The organism is Burkholderia sp. COPS, assembly GCF_019425585.1.
In the GTDB taxonomy this organism is placed as follows: Bacteria; Pseudomonadota; Gammaproteobacteria; order Burkholderiales; family Burkholderiaceae; genus Burkholderia; species Burkholderia cepacia.
In genome coordinates, this window is the sequence record NZ_WIXR01000046.1 from 1 (window position 1) to 18,171 (window position 18,171).

The following is an 18,171-nucleotide window of genomic DNA, read 5'->3' on the forward strand; positions in this document are numbered from 1 at the left end:
CGGCATCGCGCAGGCGGCGAGAAGCGTGGCAAGCGTCAACGCGCAGAGCGGCGCGCGCAACGGGCGAAGCAGGCCGGTGCGTGCGCGTGCGGCTGCGGACAGGTGGGACATGAGCCTCGTTCCTCATCGGATTCTGATCAAGGCGTAAGAGTAACGCACCCGCCCCGCGGCAGGCGAGCCGACACTTCGCGCGTGAAAACGTTCGCAGCCCGCTCGCGAGCGGCCCGAGGCGGGTCGGCGGCACGGCGAAACGCGCCAAACCGGTGTCGTGGCGCGTGTTAACATCGGAGCCGTTTTCGTCCTCCACCAGAAGCGGGTAATCACATGCAGATCGGTCAGCGGCTCGGTACGCCGCTCTCATCCTCGGCCACGCGCGTCATGCTGCTCGGCGCCGGCGAGCTCGGCAAGGAAGTCATCATTGCGTTGCAGCGTCTCGGTGTCGAAGTCATCGCGGTCGACCGCTATCCGGACGCACCCGGCCATCAGGTCGCGCATCGCGCACACGTGATCGACATGACCGACGCCGCCGCGCTGCGCGCGATCGTCGAGGCCGAACGCCCGCACCTGATCGTGCCCGAGATCGAGGCGATCGCGACCGACGCGCTCGCGGCGATCGAGGCGGCCGGTCTTGCCGAGGTGATCCCGACCGCGCGCGCGACGCAGCTCACGATGAACCGCGAAGGGATCCGCCGGCTCGCGGCCGAGGAGCTCGGCCTGCCGACGTCCCCTTATGCGTTCGCGGATTCGTTCGAAGCGTTCAGCGCGGCCGTCGCGAAGATCGGCATGCCGTGCGTCGTGAAACCCGTGATGTCGTCGTCGGGCAAGGGGCAGTCGGTCGTGAAGACCGAAGCCGACGTGAAGCCGGCGTGGGACTACGCGATGGCGGGCGGGCGCGTGAACCACGGCCGCGTGATCGTCGAAGGCTTCATCGATTTCGACTACGAGATCACGCAGCTCACCGTGCGCGCGATCGATCCGGCGACGGACGCCACGCGCACCTATTTCTGCGAGCCGGTCGGCCACGTGCAGGTGGCGGGCGACTACGTCGAGTCGTGGCAGCCGCAGCCGATGAGCGCGGCGGCGCTCGAGAAGTCGCGCGAGATCGCGCACAAGGTCACCGAGGCACTCGGTGGGCGCGGCCTGTTCGGCGTCGAGCTGTTCGTGCGCGGCGACGACGTGTGGTTCTCCGAGGTGAGCCCGCGGCCGCACGATACGGGCCTCGTCACGCTCGCGTCGCAGCGCCAGTCGGAGTTCGAGCTGCATGCGCGCGCGATTCTCGGGCTGCCGGTCGATCCGGCGCTCGGTTCGCCGGCCGCGTCGGCCGTGATCTACGGCGGGCTCGACGAGCGCGGCATCGCGTTCGAAGGCGTGCGCGACGCGCTCGCGGTGCAGGGCGCCGACCTGCGGCTGTTCGGCAAGCCGGAGAGTTTTGCGAAGCGGCGCATGGGCGTCGCGCTGGCGACCGGCGCGACCGTCGACGAAGCTCGCGAACGCGCGAAGCGTGCCGCCGCGGCCGTCCGGCCCGTGTCGGCGCGCTGACGTAACCAGGAGAGGACGATGACGCCAAGCTGGCTGCGTATCGTAAAGCTGGGCGCCGCACTGGCGCTGGTCGCGAGTCTCGCGGGTTGCGGCGTCGCGGCCGCACCGTGCCGGGTGGCCTCGGCCGGGCTCAAGATCGTGCCGCTCGTCGGCCATCTCGCGGCCGCGCCGACCGACGCGTGTGCCGACGTCATCGATCCCTGATCAAGCTACACGACGCGATCGCCAACAATCATTGCGCGCCCCGCGAGGGCGCGTTTCCACCCGTCTCGTGAGAGGACCTGCATGATTCGCCAAACGCTCGCCGCGCTTGCGCTCGCCGGCACCGCCGTTTCCGTCGCGCATGCCGCGCAACTGACCGTCGAAGAGATCGACGCCGATGCGCGCCAGTTCGCCGTCTACCAGTGTGCGAACCAGAAACAGCCCGTGCGCGTGTCGTACTGGCTCGCGGGCAACGGCCAGAGCTTCGCGCTCGTGCCGGTCAACGGGAAGCAGATGCTGTTCGTCGACACGGTGTCGGCGTCCGGCGCGCGCTATCAGGCCGGCCGCTATACGTGGTGGACGAAGGGCAAGGAAGCGACGCTGCGCGACGAGATCGCCGACCAGAATGCGCCGCCGCTGCTGGGCGACTGCGTTCAGGTCGAGAAGAAAAAGAAGAAGGGCTGAGCGACGGGCGGGAACGCGGATCGTGCCTGGCGGTGGCGGCCGGCGTCAGGCTCCCTGGCGTGACTGCCTGCCGCGCGGGTCGGCGGCGGGCGATCCAGCACGACGATCCGGCAAGACGATCCGGCAAGACGATCCGGCAAGACGATCCGGCAAGACGATCCGGCAAGACGATCCGGCAAGACGATCCGGAACCTGACCCCTGAAATTATCCGTCGACCGATCGGGATAGCCCGAACGGGGCATTCGTCGACCGCACGGGCCTGCCCGGGCCCGCCGCGCGCACGGTCGGCGGGGCCGTTCGCGGCGTTGTCACGGACAGATGGCTGCGCAGTGCTACAATACGCCCCTTTCCGCCGGCATTCGCGCCGAACGGAGTCCGCACGGCCTGGCGTCCAGCGTTCATATTGAACCGGTCCCAAGCGCCAGAGCGGCGCCGCGCGGCGCGCCGCGGCTCCGTCTAATTCCGAATTGTGATGAGCGCAGGCCCGGCTGGCCTGACGCACGATGTCCCCGCCGCGCCTTTTGAGCGAAACGCCACCATGTCCGATTCTGTCGCCAAGCCCGTCGACGCAACCTTCGATCAATTCGGCCTTGCCGCCGATATCCTGAAAGCCATTGCGGAGCAGGGTTATACGACGCCGACGCCGATCCAGGCGCAGGCCATTCCGGTCGTGCTCGCCGGCCGCGACGTCATGGGCGCCGCGCAAACGGGTACCGGCAAGACCGCGAGTTTCTCGCTGCCGATCATCCAGCGGCTGCTGCCGCAGGCCAACACGAGCGCGTCACCGGCGCGCCACCCGGTGCGCGCGCTGATCCTCACGCCGACCCGCGAACTCGCCGACCAGGTCGCCGCGAACGTGCACGCGTATGCGAAGCACACGCCGCTGCGCAGCGCGGTCGTGTTCGGCGGCGTCGACATGAACCCGCAGATGGCCGAACTGCGCCGCGGCGTCGAGATCCTGATCGCGACGCCGGGCCGCCTGCTCGACCACGTGCAACAAAAGACGGCGAATCTCGGCCAGGTGCAGATCCTCGTGCTCGACGAAGCCGACCGGATGCTCGACATGGGCTTCCTGCCCGATCTGCAGCGCATCCTGAACCTGCTGCCGAAGGAACGTCAGACGCTGCTGTTCTCGGCCACCTTCTCGCCGGAAATCAAGAAGCTCGCGTCGACGTACCTGCGCAACCCGCAGACGATCGAAGTCGCGCGCAGCAATTCGACGAACGCGAACGTCACGCAGATCGTCTACGACGTCGCCGAAGGCGACAAGCAGGCGGCCGTCGTGCAGTTGTTGCGCGATCGCGGGCTCAAGCAGGTGATCGTGTTCTGCAACAGCAAGATCGGCGCGAGCCGGCTGGCGCGCAATCTCGAGCGCGACGGCGTGGTCGCGTCGGCGATCCACGGCGACAAGACGCAGATCGAGCGGATGCAGGCACTCGATGCGTTCAAGCGCGGCGAGATCGAGGCGCTGGTCGCGACCGACGTGGCCGCGCGCGGCCTCGACATCGCCGAACTGCCCGCCGTGATCAACTTCGACCTGCCGTTCAGCGCGGAAGACTACGTGCACCGGATCGGCCGTACCGGCCGCGCGGGTGCGACGGGCGACGCGCTGTCGCTGTGCAGCCCGAACGAGCGCAAGCAGCTTGCCGATATCGAGAAGCTGATCAAGCGTCCACTCGAGATGCAGACGCTCACGCTCGACAAGCCGGCGCGCCATCGTCACGACGAGCGCGGCAACGACCGCGGCGGCGATCGCAACAGCGAGCGCGGCGGCGAACGGGGCGGCCGTCGCGAACGCGACGAACATCGTGGTGCGTCGGGACGCCGCCCGGGCGGCTCCGAGCGCGGTCATCACCGTCGCCACGAAGCGCCGGTCGACGATTTCTTCCTGAAGCCGTACGAGCCGTCGGCGCCCGCGAAGCAGCGGGACGACGCGCAGCCTGCGCAGCAGCCCGAGAAGAAGGGGCCGAAGCGTCAGGTCGCCGCGCTGCTCGGCGGGTTCGGGATGCCGCGCAAGCCGTCGGCGTAAGCCTGGCGGACACGACGGCGCGGCGCGCGAGCGCTGCGGGAAAAGCGGGTGCATGCGATGAGCATGTGCCCGTTTTTCATTGGGGGCGCGGTTCGATGGAGGAGCGGAAGAGGGCGCTTGGCGCCGGCGGCGAGCGATGCAAGCGGCATCCGGCAGCCGCGGGATCGGTGCGAAACCGGCACGAAACCAGCGCGAAACCGCGCGTCACCCGGCCTGCGGCCCGAAGCGCGTCGCCCACGCGGCCGTTGCGGCTGCGTAGAACGCATCGAGAGTCGTGGCTGCGAGCGCGCCGGCCGGCGCGAGGCCCAGATGCGCGGCCGCAGCCTGCAGTGCCGGCAGCGGATCGTCGCGTTCGAGCGCGGTCGCGCCCGTCTGCTTGCTGAGCTTTTCGCCGTTCGCGTCGACCACGACGGGCACGTGCAGGTATCGCGGGGTCGGCACGCCGAGGCACTGCTGCAGGTAGATCTGGCGCGCGGTCGAGTCGAGCAGGTCGGCGCCCCGCACGACGTGCGTGATGCCTGCATCGGCATCGTCGACGACGACCGCGAGCTGATACGCCCATTGCCCGTCCGCGCGTTTCAGCACGAAATCGCCGACTTCGGTCGCGAGGTTCTGCGTTTGCGTGTGCTGCCAGCGATCGTCGAACGTGACGATCGCGGCGGTGCCGTCCGGCACGCGCAGCCGCCATGCGCGCGCGGGCTTGCCGTGCAGGCCGGTGCGACAGGTGCCCGGATAGGCGAGCGTCGTGTGGCGCTCGTGCGCGGCGCGCAGCGAGTCGGCGATTTCCTTGCGCGTGCAGCCGCACGGATAGACGAGCCCGGCCGAGACGAGCCGTTCGAGCGCGGCCGTATAGGCCGCGTCCCGCGTACTTTGCCAGACGGGCGGCTCGTCGGGCGTCATGCCGAAATGCGCGAGCGTCGCGAGGATATCGTCGGCCGCGCCGGGTACCGTGCGCGGGCCGTCGAGATCCTCGATGCGCACGAGCCATGCACCGCCATGCGCGCGCGCGTCGAGCCAGCTCGCGAGCGCGCCGACCAGCGAGCCGAAGTGCAGCGGGCCGGTGGGCGACGGCGCGAAACGGCCGCGATAGCCGCTCATCGGGGCGCGGGGCGGCGCGCGGTCAGGCTGCGCTGGCTGCCGGTGCGCAGGCCGGGCACGACTGGCCGGGCACGTAGCTCGGCGACTGTTGCGCTTCCGGCGTGACGACCGCGCGGCACGCGAAGCACGTGACGTTCCCGGTGGGCTGGAGTTGCGGGTTCAGCGCGGTGCGGTAATCGAACACGAAGCAGTCGCCGTGATAGTGCGCGCCGCCGACTTCCTCGAAGTATTTCAGGATCCCGCCTTCGAGCTGGTACACGTTCTCGATGCCGATTTCCTTCATGTGGATCGCGGCCTTCTCGCAGCGGATGCCGCCCGTGCAGAACGACACGACCGTCTTGCCTTCGAGGTCGGCGCGGTTCGCGTCGATCACTTCAGGGAATTCGCTGAACTTGTCGATCCGGTAGTCGAGTGCGTCGTCGAACGTGCCGACGTCAACTTCGAATGCATTGCGCGTGTCGAGCATCACGACCGGGCGGCCCGTGTCGTCGTGGCCGCGGTCGAGCCACGTCTTCAGCGTGCGTGCGTCGACGAACGGCGCGCGGCCGAGTTCCGGCTTGATCGCCGGTTTCTTCATCGTGATGATCTCGCGCTTCAGGCGCACGAGCATCCGGCGGAACGGCTGCGAATCGGACAGGCTTTCCTTGAACTGCAGCGACGCGAACTTGCCCTCGAACAGCGGATCGTGGCGGATGTACGCGATGAATGCGTCGGTGGCGTCACGCGTGCCGGCGATGAACAGGTTGATGCCTTCCGGCGCGAGCAGGATCGTGCCGCGCAGGCCGAGTTCGTTGCAGCGGGCGGTGACGAGCGGGCGCCATTGCTCGGTCGCGTCGAGCGACACGAAGTGGTAGGCGGCGAGGTTGACGATGGTCATGATGGTCCGACGGGAAAACGGCCGCACGGCGGCCCGCAAAAAAGGGTGCGAAGCCGGGGCGTTGATTCGAAAAACCGTATTATCCCGCAAACGGCGCGGGCATCGGTACCCGGCTGGTCGGCCAACCGCGCGACGCGTCGCCGCGCGTATCGGCCGAACGGCCAAAGCGGGCATTTTTTGGGCAGCCTGCGCGGCGGGGCGGCTACAATAGCGCCCATGTCAGATCCCCGCTTCGTCCATCTTCGCGTTCACTCCGAATTCTCGATTGCCGACGGCATCGTGCGCATTGACGACATCGTCAAGGCGGCGGCCGCGGACGGTCAGGGCGCGCTCGCGCTCACCGATCTCGGCAACGCATTCGGCCTCGTCCGTTTCTACCAGGAAGCCCGCGGCAAGGGCATCAAGCCGATCGCCGGCTGCGACGTCTGGATCGCCAATCCCGACGACCGCGACAAGCCGTCGCGGCTGCTGCTGCTCGTCAAGGACAAGGTCGGCTACCTGAATCTCTGCGAGCTGCTGTCGAAGGCGTGGCTCACGAACCAGTACCGCGGCCGTGCGGAACTCGACGCGAGCTGGCTCGACGGCGAGCTCGCGCAGGGGCTCCTCGCGCTGTCGGGCGCGCAACAGGGCGATATCGGGCTCGCGTTTGCCGCGGGCAACGAAGAAGCCGCGCGCCGTCACGCCGAGCGCTGGGCGAAGGTGTTCCCCGGCGGCTTCTACATCGAGCTGCAGCGTTACGGCCAGCCGGGCGCCGAGGCGTACATCCAGCAGGCCGCGACGCTCGCCGCGGCGCTGAAGCTGCCGGTCGTCGCGACGCACCCGACGCAGTTCATGACCGACGACGATTTCACCGCGCACGAAGCGCGCGTGTGTATCTCGGAAGGGGACATCCTCGCGAATCCGCGGCGCCAGAAGCGTTTCACGACCGACCAGTATTTCCGCACGCAGGACGACATGGTCGCGCTGTTCGCCGACCTGCCGTCGGCGATCGCGAACACGGTCGAGATCGCGAAGCGCTGCAACCTGAAGCTCGAGCTCGGCAAGCCGAAGCTGCCGCTGTTCCCGACGCCGGACGGCATGTCGCTCGACGACTACCTCGTCCAGCTGTCGAAGGAAGGGCTCGAGACGCGTCTCGCACAGCTGTATCCGGCCGAAGCCGAACGCGACGCGCAGCGCGACACGTACTACAAGCGCCTCGAATTCGAGTGCGGGACCATCACGAAGATGGGCTTTCCCGGCTACTTCCTGATCGTCGCGGACTTCATCAACTGGGCGAAGAACAACGGCGTGCCGGTCGGCCCGGGCCGCGGCTCGGGCGCCGGTTCGCTGGTCGCGTACGCGCTCGGCATTACCGATCTCGACCCGCTGCGCTACAACCTGCTGTTCGAGCGTTTCCTGAACCCGGAACGCGTGTCGATGCCCGACTTCGACATCGACTTCTGCCAGCACGGCCGCGATCGCGTGATCCAGTACGTGAAGGAAAAATACGGCGCGGATGCCGTGTCGCAGATCGCCACCTTCGGCACCATGGCCGCGAAGGCGGCCGTGCGCGACATCGGCCGCGTGCTCGACCTCGGCTACATGTTCACCGACGGTATCGCGAAGCTGATCCCGTTCAAGCCGGGCAAGCACGTGACGATCGCCGACGCGATGAAGGAGGAGCCGCAGCTTCAGGAGCGCTACGACCACGAGGACGAAGTGCACCAGCTGCTCGACCTCGCGCAGCGCGTCGAGGGCCTCACGCGTAACGTCGGGATGCACGCGGGCGGCGTGCTGATCGCGCCCGGCAAGCTGACCGATTTCTGCCCGCTGTACACGCAGGGCGACGACGGCGGCGTGGTCAGCCAGTACGACAAGGACGACGTCGAAGCCGTCGGCCTCGTGAAGTTCGACTTTCTGGGTCTCACGACGCTGACGATCCTCGACTGGGCCGAGCGCTACATCCGCCGCCTCGATCCGTCGAAGGCCGACTGGTCGCTCGCGCAGGTGCCGCTCGACGATCCCGCCTCGTTCCAGATCCTGAAGAAGGCCAACACGGTCGCCGTGTTCCAGCTGGAAAGCCGCGGGATGCAGGGCATGCTGAAGGATGCGCAGCCCGACCGTTTCGAGGACATCATCGCGCTCGTGTCGTTGTACCGTCCGGGCCCGATGGACCTGATCCCGAGCTTCTGCGCACGGAAGCACGGCCGCGAGAAGGTCGACTATCCGGATCCGCGCGTCGAACCCGTCCTGAAAGAGACCTACGGCATCATGGTCTATCAGGAGCAGGTGATGCAGATGGCGCAGATCATCGGCGGCTACTCGCTCGGCGGCGCGGACTTGCTGCGTCGCGCGATGGGCAAGAAGAAGCCCGAGGAGATGGCCAAGCATCGCGAGATCTTCGCCGAGGGTGCGGCGAAGAACGGCCTCACGCGCGAGAAGTCCGACGAGATCTTCGACTTGATGGAGAAGTTCGCGGGCTACGGCTTCAACAAGTCGCACGCGGCTGCCTACGCACTGCTCGCGTATCACACCGCGTGGCTGAAGGCGCACCATCCGGCCGAATTCATGGCGGCCAACATGACGCTCGCGATGGACGACACCGACAAGGTGAAGATCCTGTTCGACGATTGCATCGTGAACAACCTCGCCGTGCTGCCGCCCGACATCAACCAGTCGCATTACCGCTTCGAGCCGGTCGCGGAAGCCGACGGCAAGCGCTCGCGCACGATCCGCTACGGCCTCGGCGCCGTGAAGGGCAGCGGCCAGAACGCGATCGAGGAAATCCTGCGCGCCCGCGAGGAAAAGGCATTCACCGACCTGTTCGACTTCTGCGAGCGGATCGACCGGCGCGTCGTCAACCGCCGCACGGTCGAGGCGCTGATCCGCGCCGGCGCATTCGATTCGCTGAATCCGAACCGTGCCCAGCTGATCGCGTCGGTGCCGCTGGCGATGGAAGCGGCCGACCAGGCCGAGGCGAACGCGATGCAGGCCGGCCTGTTCGACATGGGCGCCGAATCGCCGCACGCGCATGCGCTCGTCGACGAGCCCGCGTGGGACGACAAGCGCCGCCTGCAGGAAGAAAAGGGCGCGCTCGGCTTCTACCTGTCCGGCCACCTGTTCGACGCGTATCGCGATGAGGTGCGCCGCTTCGTGCGGCAGAAGGTCGGCGACCTGAAGGAAGGGCGCGACAAGCTCGTGGCCGGCATCATCGCTTCGCTGCGCACGCAGATGACCCAGCGCGGCAAGATGCTGATCGCGCTGCTTGACGACGGCTCGGGCCAGTGCGAGATCACGATCTTCAACGAGCAGTTCGAGGCGAACAAGGCGCTGTTCAAGGAAGACGAACTGCTGATCGTGCAGGGGCAGGCGCGCAACGATGCGTTCACGGGCGGCATCCGCTTCACGGCCGACACGGTGATGGATCTCGAACGCGCGCGCAGCCGTTATGCGCAGGCCGTGCGGCTGACGATGAACGGCAACGCCGACGCGGCCGCGCTGCGCCGTGTGCTCGAGCCGCACGTGTCGAAGGACGATCCCGCGGCCACGGCTGCGGTCGAGGCGCCTGCGCCGCGCGGCGGCGGGCGCGACGGCGGCCGTCGCCCGCAGGCGCCGCTGCCGAACGGGCTCGCGGTGCAGGTTCACTACAGCAACGCGCGGGCGCAAGGCGAAATGCGCCTCGGCGACGCATGGCGCGTGAAGCCGAGCGACGTGCTGCTCGCGGAGCTGCGTGCGGCGTTCGACGGCAGCGTCGTCGAAATCACGTACTGACCGCGCTTCAGCCGACGGCTGTCGCGCCACGCGGCCCGCCGCATCGCCATCGTGCGGTGCGGCGGGCCGTTTTGCATGTTCACGCAAGCGGGTCTTGGGCTGGCCATCCGGACGCTATACAATCCGGCGCTGGCCGCACGAACGCGGCGCCGATCGCCGCTCGTCCGGCAGGTGGCGCCGGTATCGCGCGCATGAACGGGGGCGGATCCGTGCGGCGAGCGGCGACATGCGACAAGGCCGTCCCGGAGCCGAATGCCTGGAAATGGCCCGTCGCGACAACAATGAACTGACAGTCACCACATGACCATGGCCAATGGGAACCCGCCGCAGCGGATCCTCGTGATCCGGATCGATTTTTTGGGCGACATGCTGTGCACGACGGCGTTTCTCGGTGCGCTGAAGGAGCGCTGGCCCGGCGCGGAACTGCATGTGGTCGCGAACCGCTACAACGCGGCCGCGCTGGCCGGAAACCCGGACGTGGACATGATCCACACCTACGTGTACAGCCGCCAATGCGAACGCAACGACCGTCCCGGGCGGATGCGTGCATTCTTCGACCGGTTGCGGCTCGTGCGTCGCCTGCGCCGCTTGCGGTTCGACCTCGTGGTCGTGCCGAACGGCGGCATGCATCGCAGCAGCATGCAGTTCGCGCGCCAGATCGGCGCGAAGGATTGCCGCTGGCACGATGCCGAGACCGAATTCGACGATCGCAAGCCCGAGCATGTCGCGCAGCGGCCGATGTGCCACGAAGCACTGTCGGGTTTCCGGCTCGTGCCCGAGCTCGGCCGCGCCGATCTCGACCGTCTCGAGTTGTCGGTCCATCCCGACCGCGCGCTGCAGGACGCGTGGCATCGGCTGCTCGGCGCGCGCACGAAGCCGCGGGTCGGGCTGTTCGTGACGAACAAGGCGGCCGAGCGCCGCTGGCCTGCGGAACGCTGGCACGACCTCGCCGAGCGGCTTGCGCCGAGCGTCGATGTGATCGTGTTTCGCGACCCGGCCGTGGGTCACGCGCCCGAGGACGACTCGTGGCGCGACGTGAACGCCCGCCATGTCGCGCCTTCGTCGGTCGCCGATCTCGTGGCGGCCGCGAGCCTGCTCGATGCGATCGTCTCGGCCGACAGCGCCCCCGTGCACCTCGCGTCGGCGCTCGGCGTGCCCGTCGCCGCGTTGTTCGAGGATCGTCCCGAGAAATACCTGCGCTGGCACCCGCTCGGTGTGCCGCACGTGATCCTGCGCGCCGGCGCGACCGTCGACGCGATCGGTGTCGACGCAGTCGAGCGCGCGGTGCGTCATCTGCTGCCGCAGGCCACCCATCGCGATGAACCGCTGGCCGACGCAGCCTGCCCGCGGCCGGCCGCCGATGTCGCGACGCCGGTGATCTTGGCGGCCTCATAACCCCACGGGCGCCGCGGGCGTCACAAGCCCCGCGCGTGCGGCACCGGCCCGGCATCGGCATTGGCATCGACACCGACACTGGCACCGGCACCGGCACCGGCACCGGCACCGGCACCGGCACCGGCGCGCGGTGCGCCTGCGCGGCATCCCCCCATGAGCAGGGCCGTATCAGGGCAGCCGCACGGCCGATTCGCCAGGCCGCGCCGGCTGCTGCAAAATCCTGTACATTGCCAGCCTTGTTCAGCCAGCCGGATACCCGAATCGCCGTGGCCCTGTTTTCTTCCGCCCGCCCGCCCAGAACCATCCTCGTGGCCGCGCCGCGCCGTATCGGCGACGTGCTGCTGACGACGCCGCTCGTCCGTTCGCTGAAGGCCCGCTGGCCGGATGCGCAGATCGACATGCTGGTGTTTCGCGGCACCGAAGGCGTGCTCGAGCACAATCCGGACGTGCGGCGCGTGATCGTCGTCGCGCAGCGCGCGGGCTTCCGCGAGCGGTTGCGCGACGCGCTGTCGATGTGGCGCCGCTACGATCTTGCGTGCGCGGCCCTGAGCTCCGACCGGCCGCGCTTCTACAGCTGGTTCGCGGGCCGCAAGCGGGTGGGCCTCGTCGATCCGAACCGCGTGACGTGGCTCACGCGGATGATGCTGAACGGCATCGCGATCAATCATCACGAATCCGCGCATACGGTCGTCAGCACGCTGGCACTCGCGCCGGTGATCGGCATCGAGCCGGTGTCCGAGGTCGTCGCACCCGGCATCGGCGACGATCCGGCACGGCGTGCGCGTTTCGACGTGTGGCTCGCCGAGTCGCCCGCGATCCGCGCCGGCAAGCCGCTGGTTGTCCTGCATCCGTATCCGATGTTCCGTTACAAGCAGTGGCGGCTCGACGGCTGGGTCGAGATGATCGGCTGGCTGCGCGAGCACGGCTATGCGGTCGCGCTGTCGGGCGGCCCGGCCGACAGCGAGCGCGAGTATGCGGAGCAGGTCGCGGCCGAAGCGGGCGGCGACGTGCTGAACCTGGTCGGACGCCTGACGTTCGGCGAAAGTGCCGAACTCGTCCGGCGCGCGCGGCTTTTCATCGGGCCCGATACCGGCGCGACGCACGTCGCGGCCGCGACCGGCACCGACACGATCGCGCTGTTCGGCCCGTCCGACCCGGTGCGCTGGGGCCCGTGGCCGCAGCACTGGCCGGCGACCGAGAATCCGTGGCCGCTGCGCGGCTCGGGGCGACACGGGAACGTGTGGCTGCTGCAGGGGGAGGGCGATTGCGTGCCGTGCCGGCACGAGGGCTGCGAGCGCAAGGTCGACAGCCGCAGCGACTGCCTCGTCAATCTCGGTGCGCAGCGCGTGAAGGCCGCAGCGGCCGAGATGCTGGGGCTGAATCCGCCGGGCCCGGCCGCGGTCACCGTCGATACGTCACGGCTGCATCGCGCCGGTTCCGACTGACGCGCGGGCGGCGCGCGCCGTTCTTTTTGTCGTTCTGGATAGCCTGCTTCGCGACGGGCCGCGCTGAACGCATACAGCCCGGTCGCTTCGACGGCGGGCGCCGCCGCCGCCGAAGTCGGTCGGCAGCACGGCGCAGGCCGCCGCGCGTCAAGCGTTACGCGCTGCGCCGGATCGCCGACGTCTCGCGCGGCAGCGCCTCGCCGCGCTCGCCGCAGCCGAGCAGGATACCGGCCAGCAGCACGATCAGGTGCCCTTCGGCGAAATCGAGCAGCAACGAATTCGCGAGACTGCCGATCGCGAAGATCGCGAGCCAGGCGAGCAGCAGATGCCGCGAGCGCGGGTCGAGCGCGCGGCTGCCGCGTGCGATCTGCACGATCAGGTTGATGAACAGCAGCAGGCCGAGCGTCCCGAGCTGCACGGACATCAGCAGGTATTCGTTGTGCGGGTTCGACGTCAGCTGGCCTTCGGCGGCCGTCTTGCCGGCCGTGAGTTTCTCGAATTCGGATTCGAGGCCGCCCGCACCATAGCCGATCACCGGGCGCTGGCGATACAGTTCGAAGCCCTTCTTGTACCACTCGAGACGCAGCCCGGTCGACGTCGCCGCATCGCTCTGCCGATACTGCTGCACCTCCGACACGACCTTGATGAGCCGGCCGTTGTGAACCGTGCAAGCCGCGACCACCAGCGCGATGCCGGCCAGGACGAACACCCCGGCGACGAGCCCCGCGCGCAGCGCCGACCGGCGGCGCAGCAACAGCACGAAACGCACCGCGACGACGAGGATCAGCAGCAGCGCGATCACTTGCCCGGTGCGGCCCTGCAGCATCACGAAGACGTTCACCAGCGACCACGCGGCGATGGCGGCGCAAGCGACACGCGACAGCGTCGTGCGCGCCGACAGCGCGAGATCGGCGGCCTGGTAGAACAGCAGCGCGCCGAACATGCCGGCTGCGATGTGGTTCTTGAACACCCATGCGCGCGACAGCGGCAGCTGGGTCGCATGCGCGGGCCCGATCGCGGTCAGCCCGAGGTAGTTGGTCGTCGACAGCAGCAGGATGACGCACAGCGTGGCGAACCAGCAGCGCTGCACGATCGGCGCCCAGTTCGAATGGCGGAACGCGAGCACGGCAAAAGGCAGCAGCAGCAGCTTGTCGTATTTGGCGACCCAGTTCCACGCCTTGGCGTGCGGCGCAACCGTATAAGTGACGCTGACGGCCAGCGCGGCGAGGATCAGCAGTGCCGCGAGCGAAGCCTGGTCGGTGACGAACGAGCGCAGGTCACGCCAGAATTCGGGGGAGATGACGAGCGCGGCGGCGAACAGCCCGCAGAAGACGTTGGTCAGCGCGGTCGAGACCGGCACCATGCAGAGCGCGGCAACGGCGAAGGCGCGGGCGGCGGTCAGGCGCCGCGTGGCGGGAGCGGAAAACGAAAGCATCGGAACCTGTCGAATGGACGAATGCGGCTTGCGGGCATCGTGCTGCGCGCCGCGCGCCCCGGCGGGAGAGCCGGGACGAACGGCGCAGAGTATACGCGAAGCAGGGGGCGTTTCCGCGCTGTTTTCGGGGCCCGATCAGCTGAACGCGCGCTTGATCCGCGAACGCAGCAGCGCGCGCTTCAGGCGGCCTTCGATGGCCGGCGTGTCGAGCGCGACGCGCGTGCCGGCCGGTTCGCCGCGATGCAGGTAGTAGCGGTCGAACGTCGCCTGGGTCATGCCCCATTTGTTGAGGAACTGGCGGCGGCCGTCGTTCTTGACGATCTTGCCCGTGCTTTTCTGCTGGAAGTGGTAGACGAGGCTGTCGCCGGCGCCAATGAAGATCCGGCAGCCTGCATCCCAGAATTTCATCGAGAAATCGTTGTCGCTGCTCATGCCGGGCGACAGTTCGCTGCTGTAGCCGCCGATCCGGTTCCACCAGTCGCGGTGCACGAGCGTCGGCGGCCAGGTCGAGCCGAGCCAGTCCGCGCGCGCGAGCTTCGGCGCCGCCGCGACGAGGCCCGCCGCATCGAAATGCTCGGCGTCGCGGCCGAAATTGCTGACCACGACGCACGGGTTGCGCGTGTCGACCGGCTCGATCATCGTGCCCGACAGCATGAACAGGTCGGTCGGCATCTGTTCGATGCGGCGCACGAGCGCCGTGTCCCAGCCGGGGCAGCAGAACATGTCGTCGTTCATGTAGACGACGTAGTCGCGGGTCGCGCGTGCGGCGGCCCAGTTCACCGCGTGGCAGATGCCGATGTTGGTCGGCGACGCGGTGTGTTCGATGCCTTCGCTGCGCACCCAGTCGAGCGTGCCGTCGGAGCCGTCGTTCACGTGGACGATGATCTGGTGGTCGTACGCGGAGTGGCGGCGCAGGCTGTCGACGACGAGCTTGAGGTACGGCAGGTTGTTCCAGGTCGGAATGATGATGGAGAACATGGCGGTCGGATTCGGTGGTCGTCGTGGCGGGCGGCGCGCGGCGCCGCCAGTCGGGCGAGCGGGCACGCGCGGCGCGGGCAGCCCGGCATTGTAACGCCGCGCCGGTCGCGTGCCGGGCGGGCGCTCAGCGCGCCCGTTCGTGGCCGAGCTTCAGGAACCGGTAATACACGGTTTCCGCGTTGAACACGGCGATCATGAAGCCGGCGCGGCCGTCGAGGAAGCCGCGCCGCAGCACGTAGGTGCGCACGAACGCCCAGGCGCCGCGCGCGAGCGCCTTGCCGAAGCCGCCGCGCTGGCCGGCCGCGCGGCGCTGGCGCGCGCCGGCCGTCGAATATGCGTCGAGCTTGCGCACGACGGTTTCGAAATCCTCGTACGAGTAGTGCATCAGCTTGCCGGACAGGCGCTGCGCCGCGCCGTCGAACACGAGGCGCTCGTGCACGAGATCGTCCGAGAAGCGCGCGCAGCCGCGCCGGAACAGGCGCGGCACCCAGTCCGGATACCAGCCGCTGTGATGGATCCACTGGCCGCAGAAGCTCGACAGCCGGTCGACCGCATAGACCTGCGCGTTCGGTGCGCGGATCGTGTCGCGGATCGACTGCGCGAGTTCGGGAGTGACGACTTCGTCGGTATCGAGGGACAGGATCCAGTCGGTGTCGAGCGCGTCGAGCGCGCGGTTCTTCTGCGGGCCGAAGCCCGGCCAGTCGCGCTCGACGATCACGCGCGCGCCGTGCGCCTGCGCGATCGCGACCGTATCGTCGGTGCTGCCGCCGTCGATGACGACGACGTCGTCGGCGAACGACAGCGCGGCAAGGCACTGCGCAAGCCGCGCGGACGCATTGAGGGCGATGAGGGCGACGCCGAGGGAGGGTTCAGCCATGAAATCGTCGGAAAGGCAGAGAAAACGGTGAGCGGCAGTATACCCGCGGGCCGGCCGCCGGCCGCTTCGGCCCCGCTTCGGCGCCGCGTCGGCCATGACCGTGCCCGCCGGGGCGGTGCGGCTATAATGTTGAGCCCTTTTCGGCACCCGCCCGACAGGGCGACATCCCGGGCGGCCATGCCCGGGCGCCGCTTCGCGGCTCAAGAAGGATTGCCTTGGAAACCCAGAACACTCTTCGCAAACCGATGGACGGCACGGGCACCTCGCCCGTGACGGTCCTCAAGCGGCTGTGGCCGTACATCCGGCCGCTGATCGGCATCGTGGTGCTCGCCGTGATGACGATGGGCGTCGTCGCGGCCACCGAGGCCGGTATTCCGGCGTTGCTCAAGCCGCTCCTCGACCACGGCTTCGGCGCGCACGGCAGCGACCGTGCGAAATGGTACGTGCCGATCGCGGTGATCGGCCTCGCGCTCGTGCGCGGGGTGTCCCAGTACACGTCGAATTACCTGCTCAACTACGTATCGAACCGCATCCTGCTGCAACTGCGGCTCGAGATGTTCCAGCGGATGATCCATACCGGCGCGTCGTTCTTCCAGCGCGAAACCGCGAGCACGGTGATCAACGCGATCGTGTTCGAGGTCAACCAGATCCTGTCGGTGCTGACGGGCGTGATGGTCACGCTGGTGCGCGATTCGCTGACGGTGATCTTCCTGCTCGGCTACCTGTTCTACCTGAACTGGCGGCTCACGCTGATCGTCGCGGTGATCCTGCCGGGCATCGGCTGGCTCGTCAGCAAGATCAACCGCCGCCTGCGCCGCCTGAACCGCGAGCACCAGACGCTGACCAATGAGCTGTCGTACATCGTCGAGGAGACGGTCGGCGGCTACAAGGTCGTCAAGGTGCACAACGGCGAAGCGTACGAGATCGACCGCTTCACGCAGATGAGCAAGCGCCTGCGCGGCTACGCGATGCGCATGACGGTTTCCGGCGGCCTCGCTCAGCCGCTCACGCAGTTCCTCGCGTCGATCGCGCTCGCGGTCGTGATCACGATCGCGGTCGTGCAGTCGTCGAACGACCAGACGACGGTCGGCGGCTTCGTCGCGTTCGTCACGTCGATGCTGCTGGTGATCTCGCCGCTCAAGCACCTGATCGACGTCAACCAGCCGCTGCAGCGCGGGATGACGGCCGCCGAGCTGATCTTCGGGCTGATCGACGAGCCGGCCGAGCCGCAGGGCGGCGGCCGGCTGTTGCCGCATGCGCGCGGCGAGATCGAGTTCCGCAACGTGTCGTTCGACTACGGCGCGACCGAGCGGCCGACGCTCGACCGCATCTCGTTCAAGGTCGCGCCGGGTGAAATGATTGCGCTCGCGGGCCCGTCCGGCAGCGGCAAGACGACGCTCGTGAACCTGCTGCCGCGCTTCTTCGACCCGACCGACGGCGCGATCCTGGTCGACGGCGTGCCGGTGGCCGACTACGACCTCCACGCGCTGCGCGGCCAGATGGCGATGGTCAGCCAGGACGTCGTGCTGTTCAACGACACGATCGCCGCGAACGTCGCGTACGGGCAGACGCCCGACCGCGCGCGCGTGCAGGCCGCGCTCGAGGCCGCGAACCTCGCCGATGCGGTCGCCGCGATGCCCGACGGGCTCGACACGCTCGTCGGCGGCAACGGGATGCGGCTGTCCGGCGGCCAGCGCCAGCGGCTCGCGATCGCGCGTGCGATCTACAAGGACGCGCCGATCCTGATTCTCGACGAAGCGACCTCGGCGCTCGACTCGGAATCGGAGCGCCACGTGCAGGCCGCGCTCGAGCGGCTGATGGAAGGCCGCACGACGCTCGTGATCGCGCACCGGCTGTCGACGATCGAGCGCGCGGACCGCATCCTCGTGCTCGAGGCCGGCAAGATCGTCGAAGAAGGCAGCCACGACGAATTGCTGCGCCACGGCGGCCTCTACGCGCACCTGCACCGGATCCAGTACCAGCAGCAGGCGGCGTAACGCGCGGTTACGTAGCCGCGCGATACCGTGTGCTAGTCTTCATCGGGCAGTTCGAGTGGTTTCGTTCGACGTGACGACACGGAG

At 68.5% G+C, this 18,171-nt stretch carries 13 protein-coding genes and 1 pseudogene; 8 read left to right on the forward strand and 6 right to left on the reverse strand.

Annotated features, from left to right (window positions below; genetic code table 11):
- A pseudogene (locus FOZ70_RS30535) lies at nucleotides 1-111 on the reverse strand (META domain-containing protein); the annotation flags it as partial.
- A gap of 213 nt (nucleotides 112-324) precedes the next feature.
- Between FOZ70_RS30535 and purT the strand changes: the two are divergent.
- From purT to FOZ70_RS30555, 4 genes are all read left to right on the forward strand, one after another.
- Nucleotides 325-1,539 carry a formate-dependent phosphoribosylglycinamide formyltransferase gene (gene purT, locus FOZ70_RS30540; protein ID WP_219707471.1) on the forward strand — a complete coding sequence of 405 codons (1,215 nt, stop codon included), beginning with the start codon at nucleotides 325-327 and terminating at the stop codon, nucleotides 1,537-1,539.
- A gap of 18 nt (nucleotides 1,540-1,557) precedes the next feature.
- Nucleotides 1,558-1,743, forward strand: coding sequence for a DUF6726 family protein (locus FOZ70_RS30545; protein ID WP_021161265.1), 186 nt, complete (start codon nucleotides 1,558-1,560; stop codon nucleotides 1,741-1,743).
- An 81-nt stretch (nucleotides 1,744-1,824) separates the two neighbouring features.
- The gene (locus FOZ70_RS30550; RefSeq protein ID WP_059710051.1) at nucleotides 1,825-2,205 is read left to right on the forward strand and encodes an MliC family protein; all 381 of its coding nucleotides are present in this window, start codon (nucleotides 1,825-1,827) and stop codon (nucleotides 2,203-2,205) included.
- A gap of 473 nt (nucleotides 2,206-2,678) precedes the next feature.
- Nucleotides 2,679-4,235 (forward strand): DEAD/DEAH box helicase, encoded by a 1,557-nt coding sequence (locus FOZ70_RS30555; RefSeq protein WP_081052679.1) that lies wholly within the window; start codon nucleotides 2,679-2,681, stop codon nucleotides 4,233-4,235.
- A 204-nt stretch (nucleotides 4,236-4,439) separates the two neighbouring features.
- Here the strand turns inward: FOZ70_RS30555 and gluQRS are convergent, their stop codons facing one another.
- Both gluQRS and FOZ70_RS30565 read right to left on the reverse strand, forming a co-directional pair.
- Nucleotides 4,440-5,333 carry a tRNA glutamyl-Q(34) synthetase GluQRS gene (gene gluQRS / locus FOZ70_RS30560; protein ID WP_219707472.1) on the reverse strand — a complete coding sequence of 298 codons (894 nt, stop codon included), beginning with the start codon at nucleotides 5,331-5,333 and terminating at the stop codon, nucleotides 4,440-4,442.
- 22 nt (nucleotides 5,334-5,355) lie between these two features.
- Nucleotides 5,356-6,210 (reverse strand): sulfurtransferase, encoded by an 855-nt coding sequence (locus FOZ70_RS30565; protein WP_059486370.1) that lies wholly within the window; start codon nucleotides 6,208-6,210, stop codon nucleotides 5,356-5,358.
- A 216-nt stretch (nucleotides 6,211-6,426) separates the two neighbouring features.
- Between FOZ70_RS30565 and dnaE the strand changes: the two genes are divergently transcribed.
- The 3 genes from dnaE to FOZ70_RS30580 all read left to right on the forward strand — a co-directional run bounded on the left by dnaE (nucleotide 6,427) and on the right by FOZ70_RS30580 (nucleotide 12,800).
- Entirely contained in the window at nucleotides 6,427-9,960 is a 3,534-nt protein-coding gene (gene dnaE / locus FOZ70_RS30570; protein ID WP_059486372.1) for a DNA polymerase III subunit alpha, read from the forward strand.
- Nucleotides 9,961-10,266: 306 nt separating this feature from the next.
- Complete coding sequence (locus FOZ70_RS30575; protein WP_175927036.1) at nucleotides 10,267-11,355, forward strand: glycosyltransferase family 9 protein; 1,089 nt, start codon at nucleotides 10,267-10,269, stop codon at nucleotides 11,353-11,355.
- Nucleotides 11,356-11,621: 266 nt separating this feature from the next.
- Entirely contained in the window at nucleotides 11,622-12,800 is a 1,179-nt protein-coding gene (locus FOZ70_RS30580) for a glycosyltransferase family 9 protein (protein ID WP_219707473.1), read from the forward strand.
- A gap of 154 nt (nucleotides 12,801-12,954) precedes the next feature.
- Here FOZ70_RS30580 and FOZ70_RS30585 read toward each other — a convergent pair whose 3' ends face one another.
- The 3 genes from FOZ70_RS30585 to FOZ70_RS30595 form a co-directional block, all read right to left on the reverse strand.
- Nucleotides 12,955-14,235 (reverse strand): O-antigen ligase family protein, encoded by a 1,281-nt coding sequence (locus FOZ70_RS30585; protein ID WP_021161082.1) that lies wholly within the window; start codon nucleotides 14,233-14,235, stop codon nucleotides 12,955-12,957.
- A 135-nt stretch (nucleotides 14,236-14,370) separates the two neighbouring features.
- Entirely contained in the window at nucleotides 14,371-15,213 is an 843-nt protein-coding gene (locus tag FOZ70_RS30590) for a glycosyltransferase (protein ID WP_027786823.1), read from the reverse strand.
- 124 nt (nucleotides 15,214-15,337) lie between these two features.
- Complete coding sequence (locus FOZ70_RS30595) at nucleotides 15,338-16,090, reverse strand: glycosyltransferase family 2 protein (protein WP_048020453.1); 753 nt, start codon at nucleotides 16,088-16,090, stop codon at nucleotides 15,338-15,340.
- A gap of 245 nt (nucleotides 16,091-16,335) precedes the next feature.
- Here FOZ70_RS30595 and msbA point away from each other — a divergent pair, with 245 nt between their 5' ends.
- Nucleotides 16,336-18,087 carry a lipid A export permease/ATP-binding protein MsbA gene (msbA, locus tag FOZ70_RS30600; RefSeq protein WP_034195746.1) on the forward strand — a complete coding sequence of 584 codons (1,752 nt, stop codon included), beginning with the start codon at nucleotides 16,336-16,338 and terminating at the stop codon, nucleotides 18,085-18,087.
- Nucleotides 18,088-18,171: the final 84 nt, after the last annotated feature.

Excerpts from the sequence above, each read along its gene's own strand:
- purT (WP_219707471.1), top strand. The coding sequence starts at position 325 with ATGCAGATCGGTCAGCGGCTCGGTACGCCGCTCTCATCCTCGGCCACG.
- FOZ70_RS30545 (WP_021161265.1), top strand. The coding sequence starts at position 1,558 with ATGACGCCAAGCTGGCTGCGTATCGTAAAGCTGGGCGCCGCACTGGCG.
- FOZ70_RS30550 (WP_059710051.1), top strand. The coding sequence starts at position 1,825 with ATGATTCGCCAAACGCTCGCCGCGCTTGCGCTCGCCGGCACCGCCGTT.
- FOZ70_RS30555 (WP_081052679.1), top strand. The coding sequence starts at position 2,679 with ATGAGCGCAGGCCCGGCTGGCCTGACGCACGATGTCCCCGCCGCGCCT.
- gluQRS (WP_219707472.1), bottom strand. The coding sequence starts at position 5,333 with ATGAGCGGCTATCGCGGCCGTTTCGCGCCGTCGCCCACCGGCCCGCTG.
- FOZ70_RS30565 (WP_059486370.1), bottom strand. The coding sequence starts at position 6,210 with ATGACCATCGTCAACCTCGCCGCCTACCACTTCGTGTCGCTCGACGCG.
- dnaE (WP_059486372.1), top strand. The coding sequence starts at position 6,427 with ATGTCAGATCCCCGCTTCGTCCATCTTCGCGTTCACTCCGAATTCTCG.
- FOZ70_RS30575 (WP_175927036.1), top strand. The coding sequence starts at position 10,267 with ATGGCCAATGGGAACCCGCCGCAGCGGATCCTCGTGATCCGGATCGAT.
- FOZ70_RS30585 (WP_021161082.1), bottom strand. The coding sequence starts at position 14,235 with ATGCTTTCGTTTTCCGCTCCCGCCACGCGGCGCCTGACCGCCGCCCGC.
- FOZ70_RS30590 (WP_027786823.1), bottom strand. The coding sequence starts at position 15,213 with ATGTTCTCCATCATCATTCCGACCTGGAACAACCTGCCGTACCTCAAG.
- FOZ70_RS30595 (WP_048020453.1), bottom strand. The coding sequence starts at position 16,090 with ATGGCTGAACCCTCCCTCGGCGTCGCCCTCATCGCCCTCAATGCGTCC.
- msbA (WP_034195746.1), top strand. The coding sequence starts at position 16,336 with ATGGACGGCACGGGCACCTCGCCCGTGACGGTCCTCAAGCGGCTGTGG.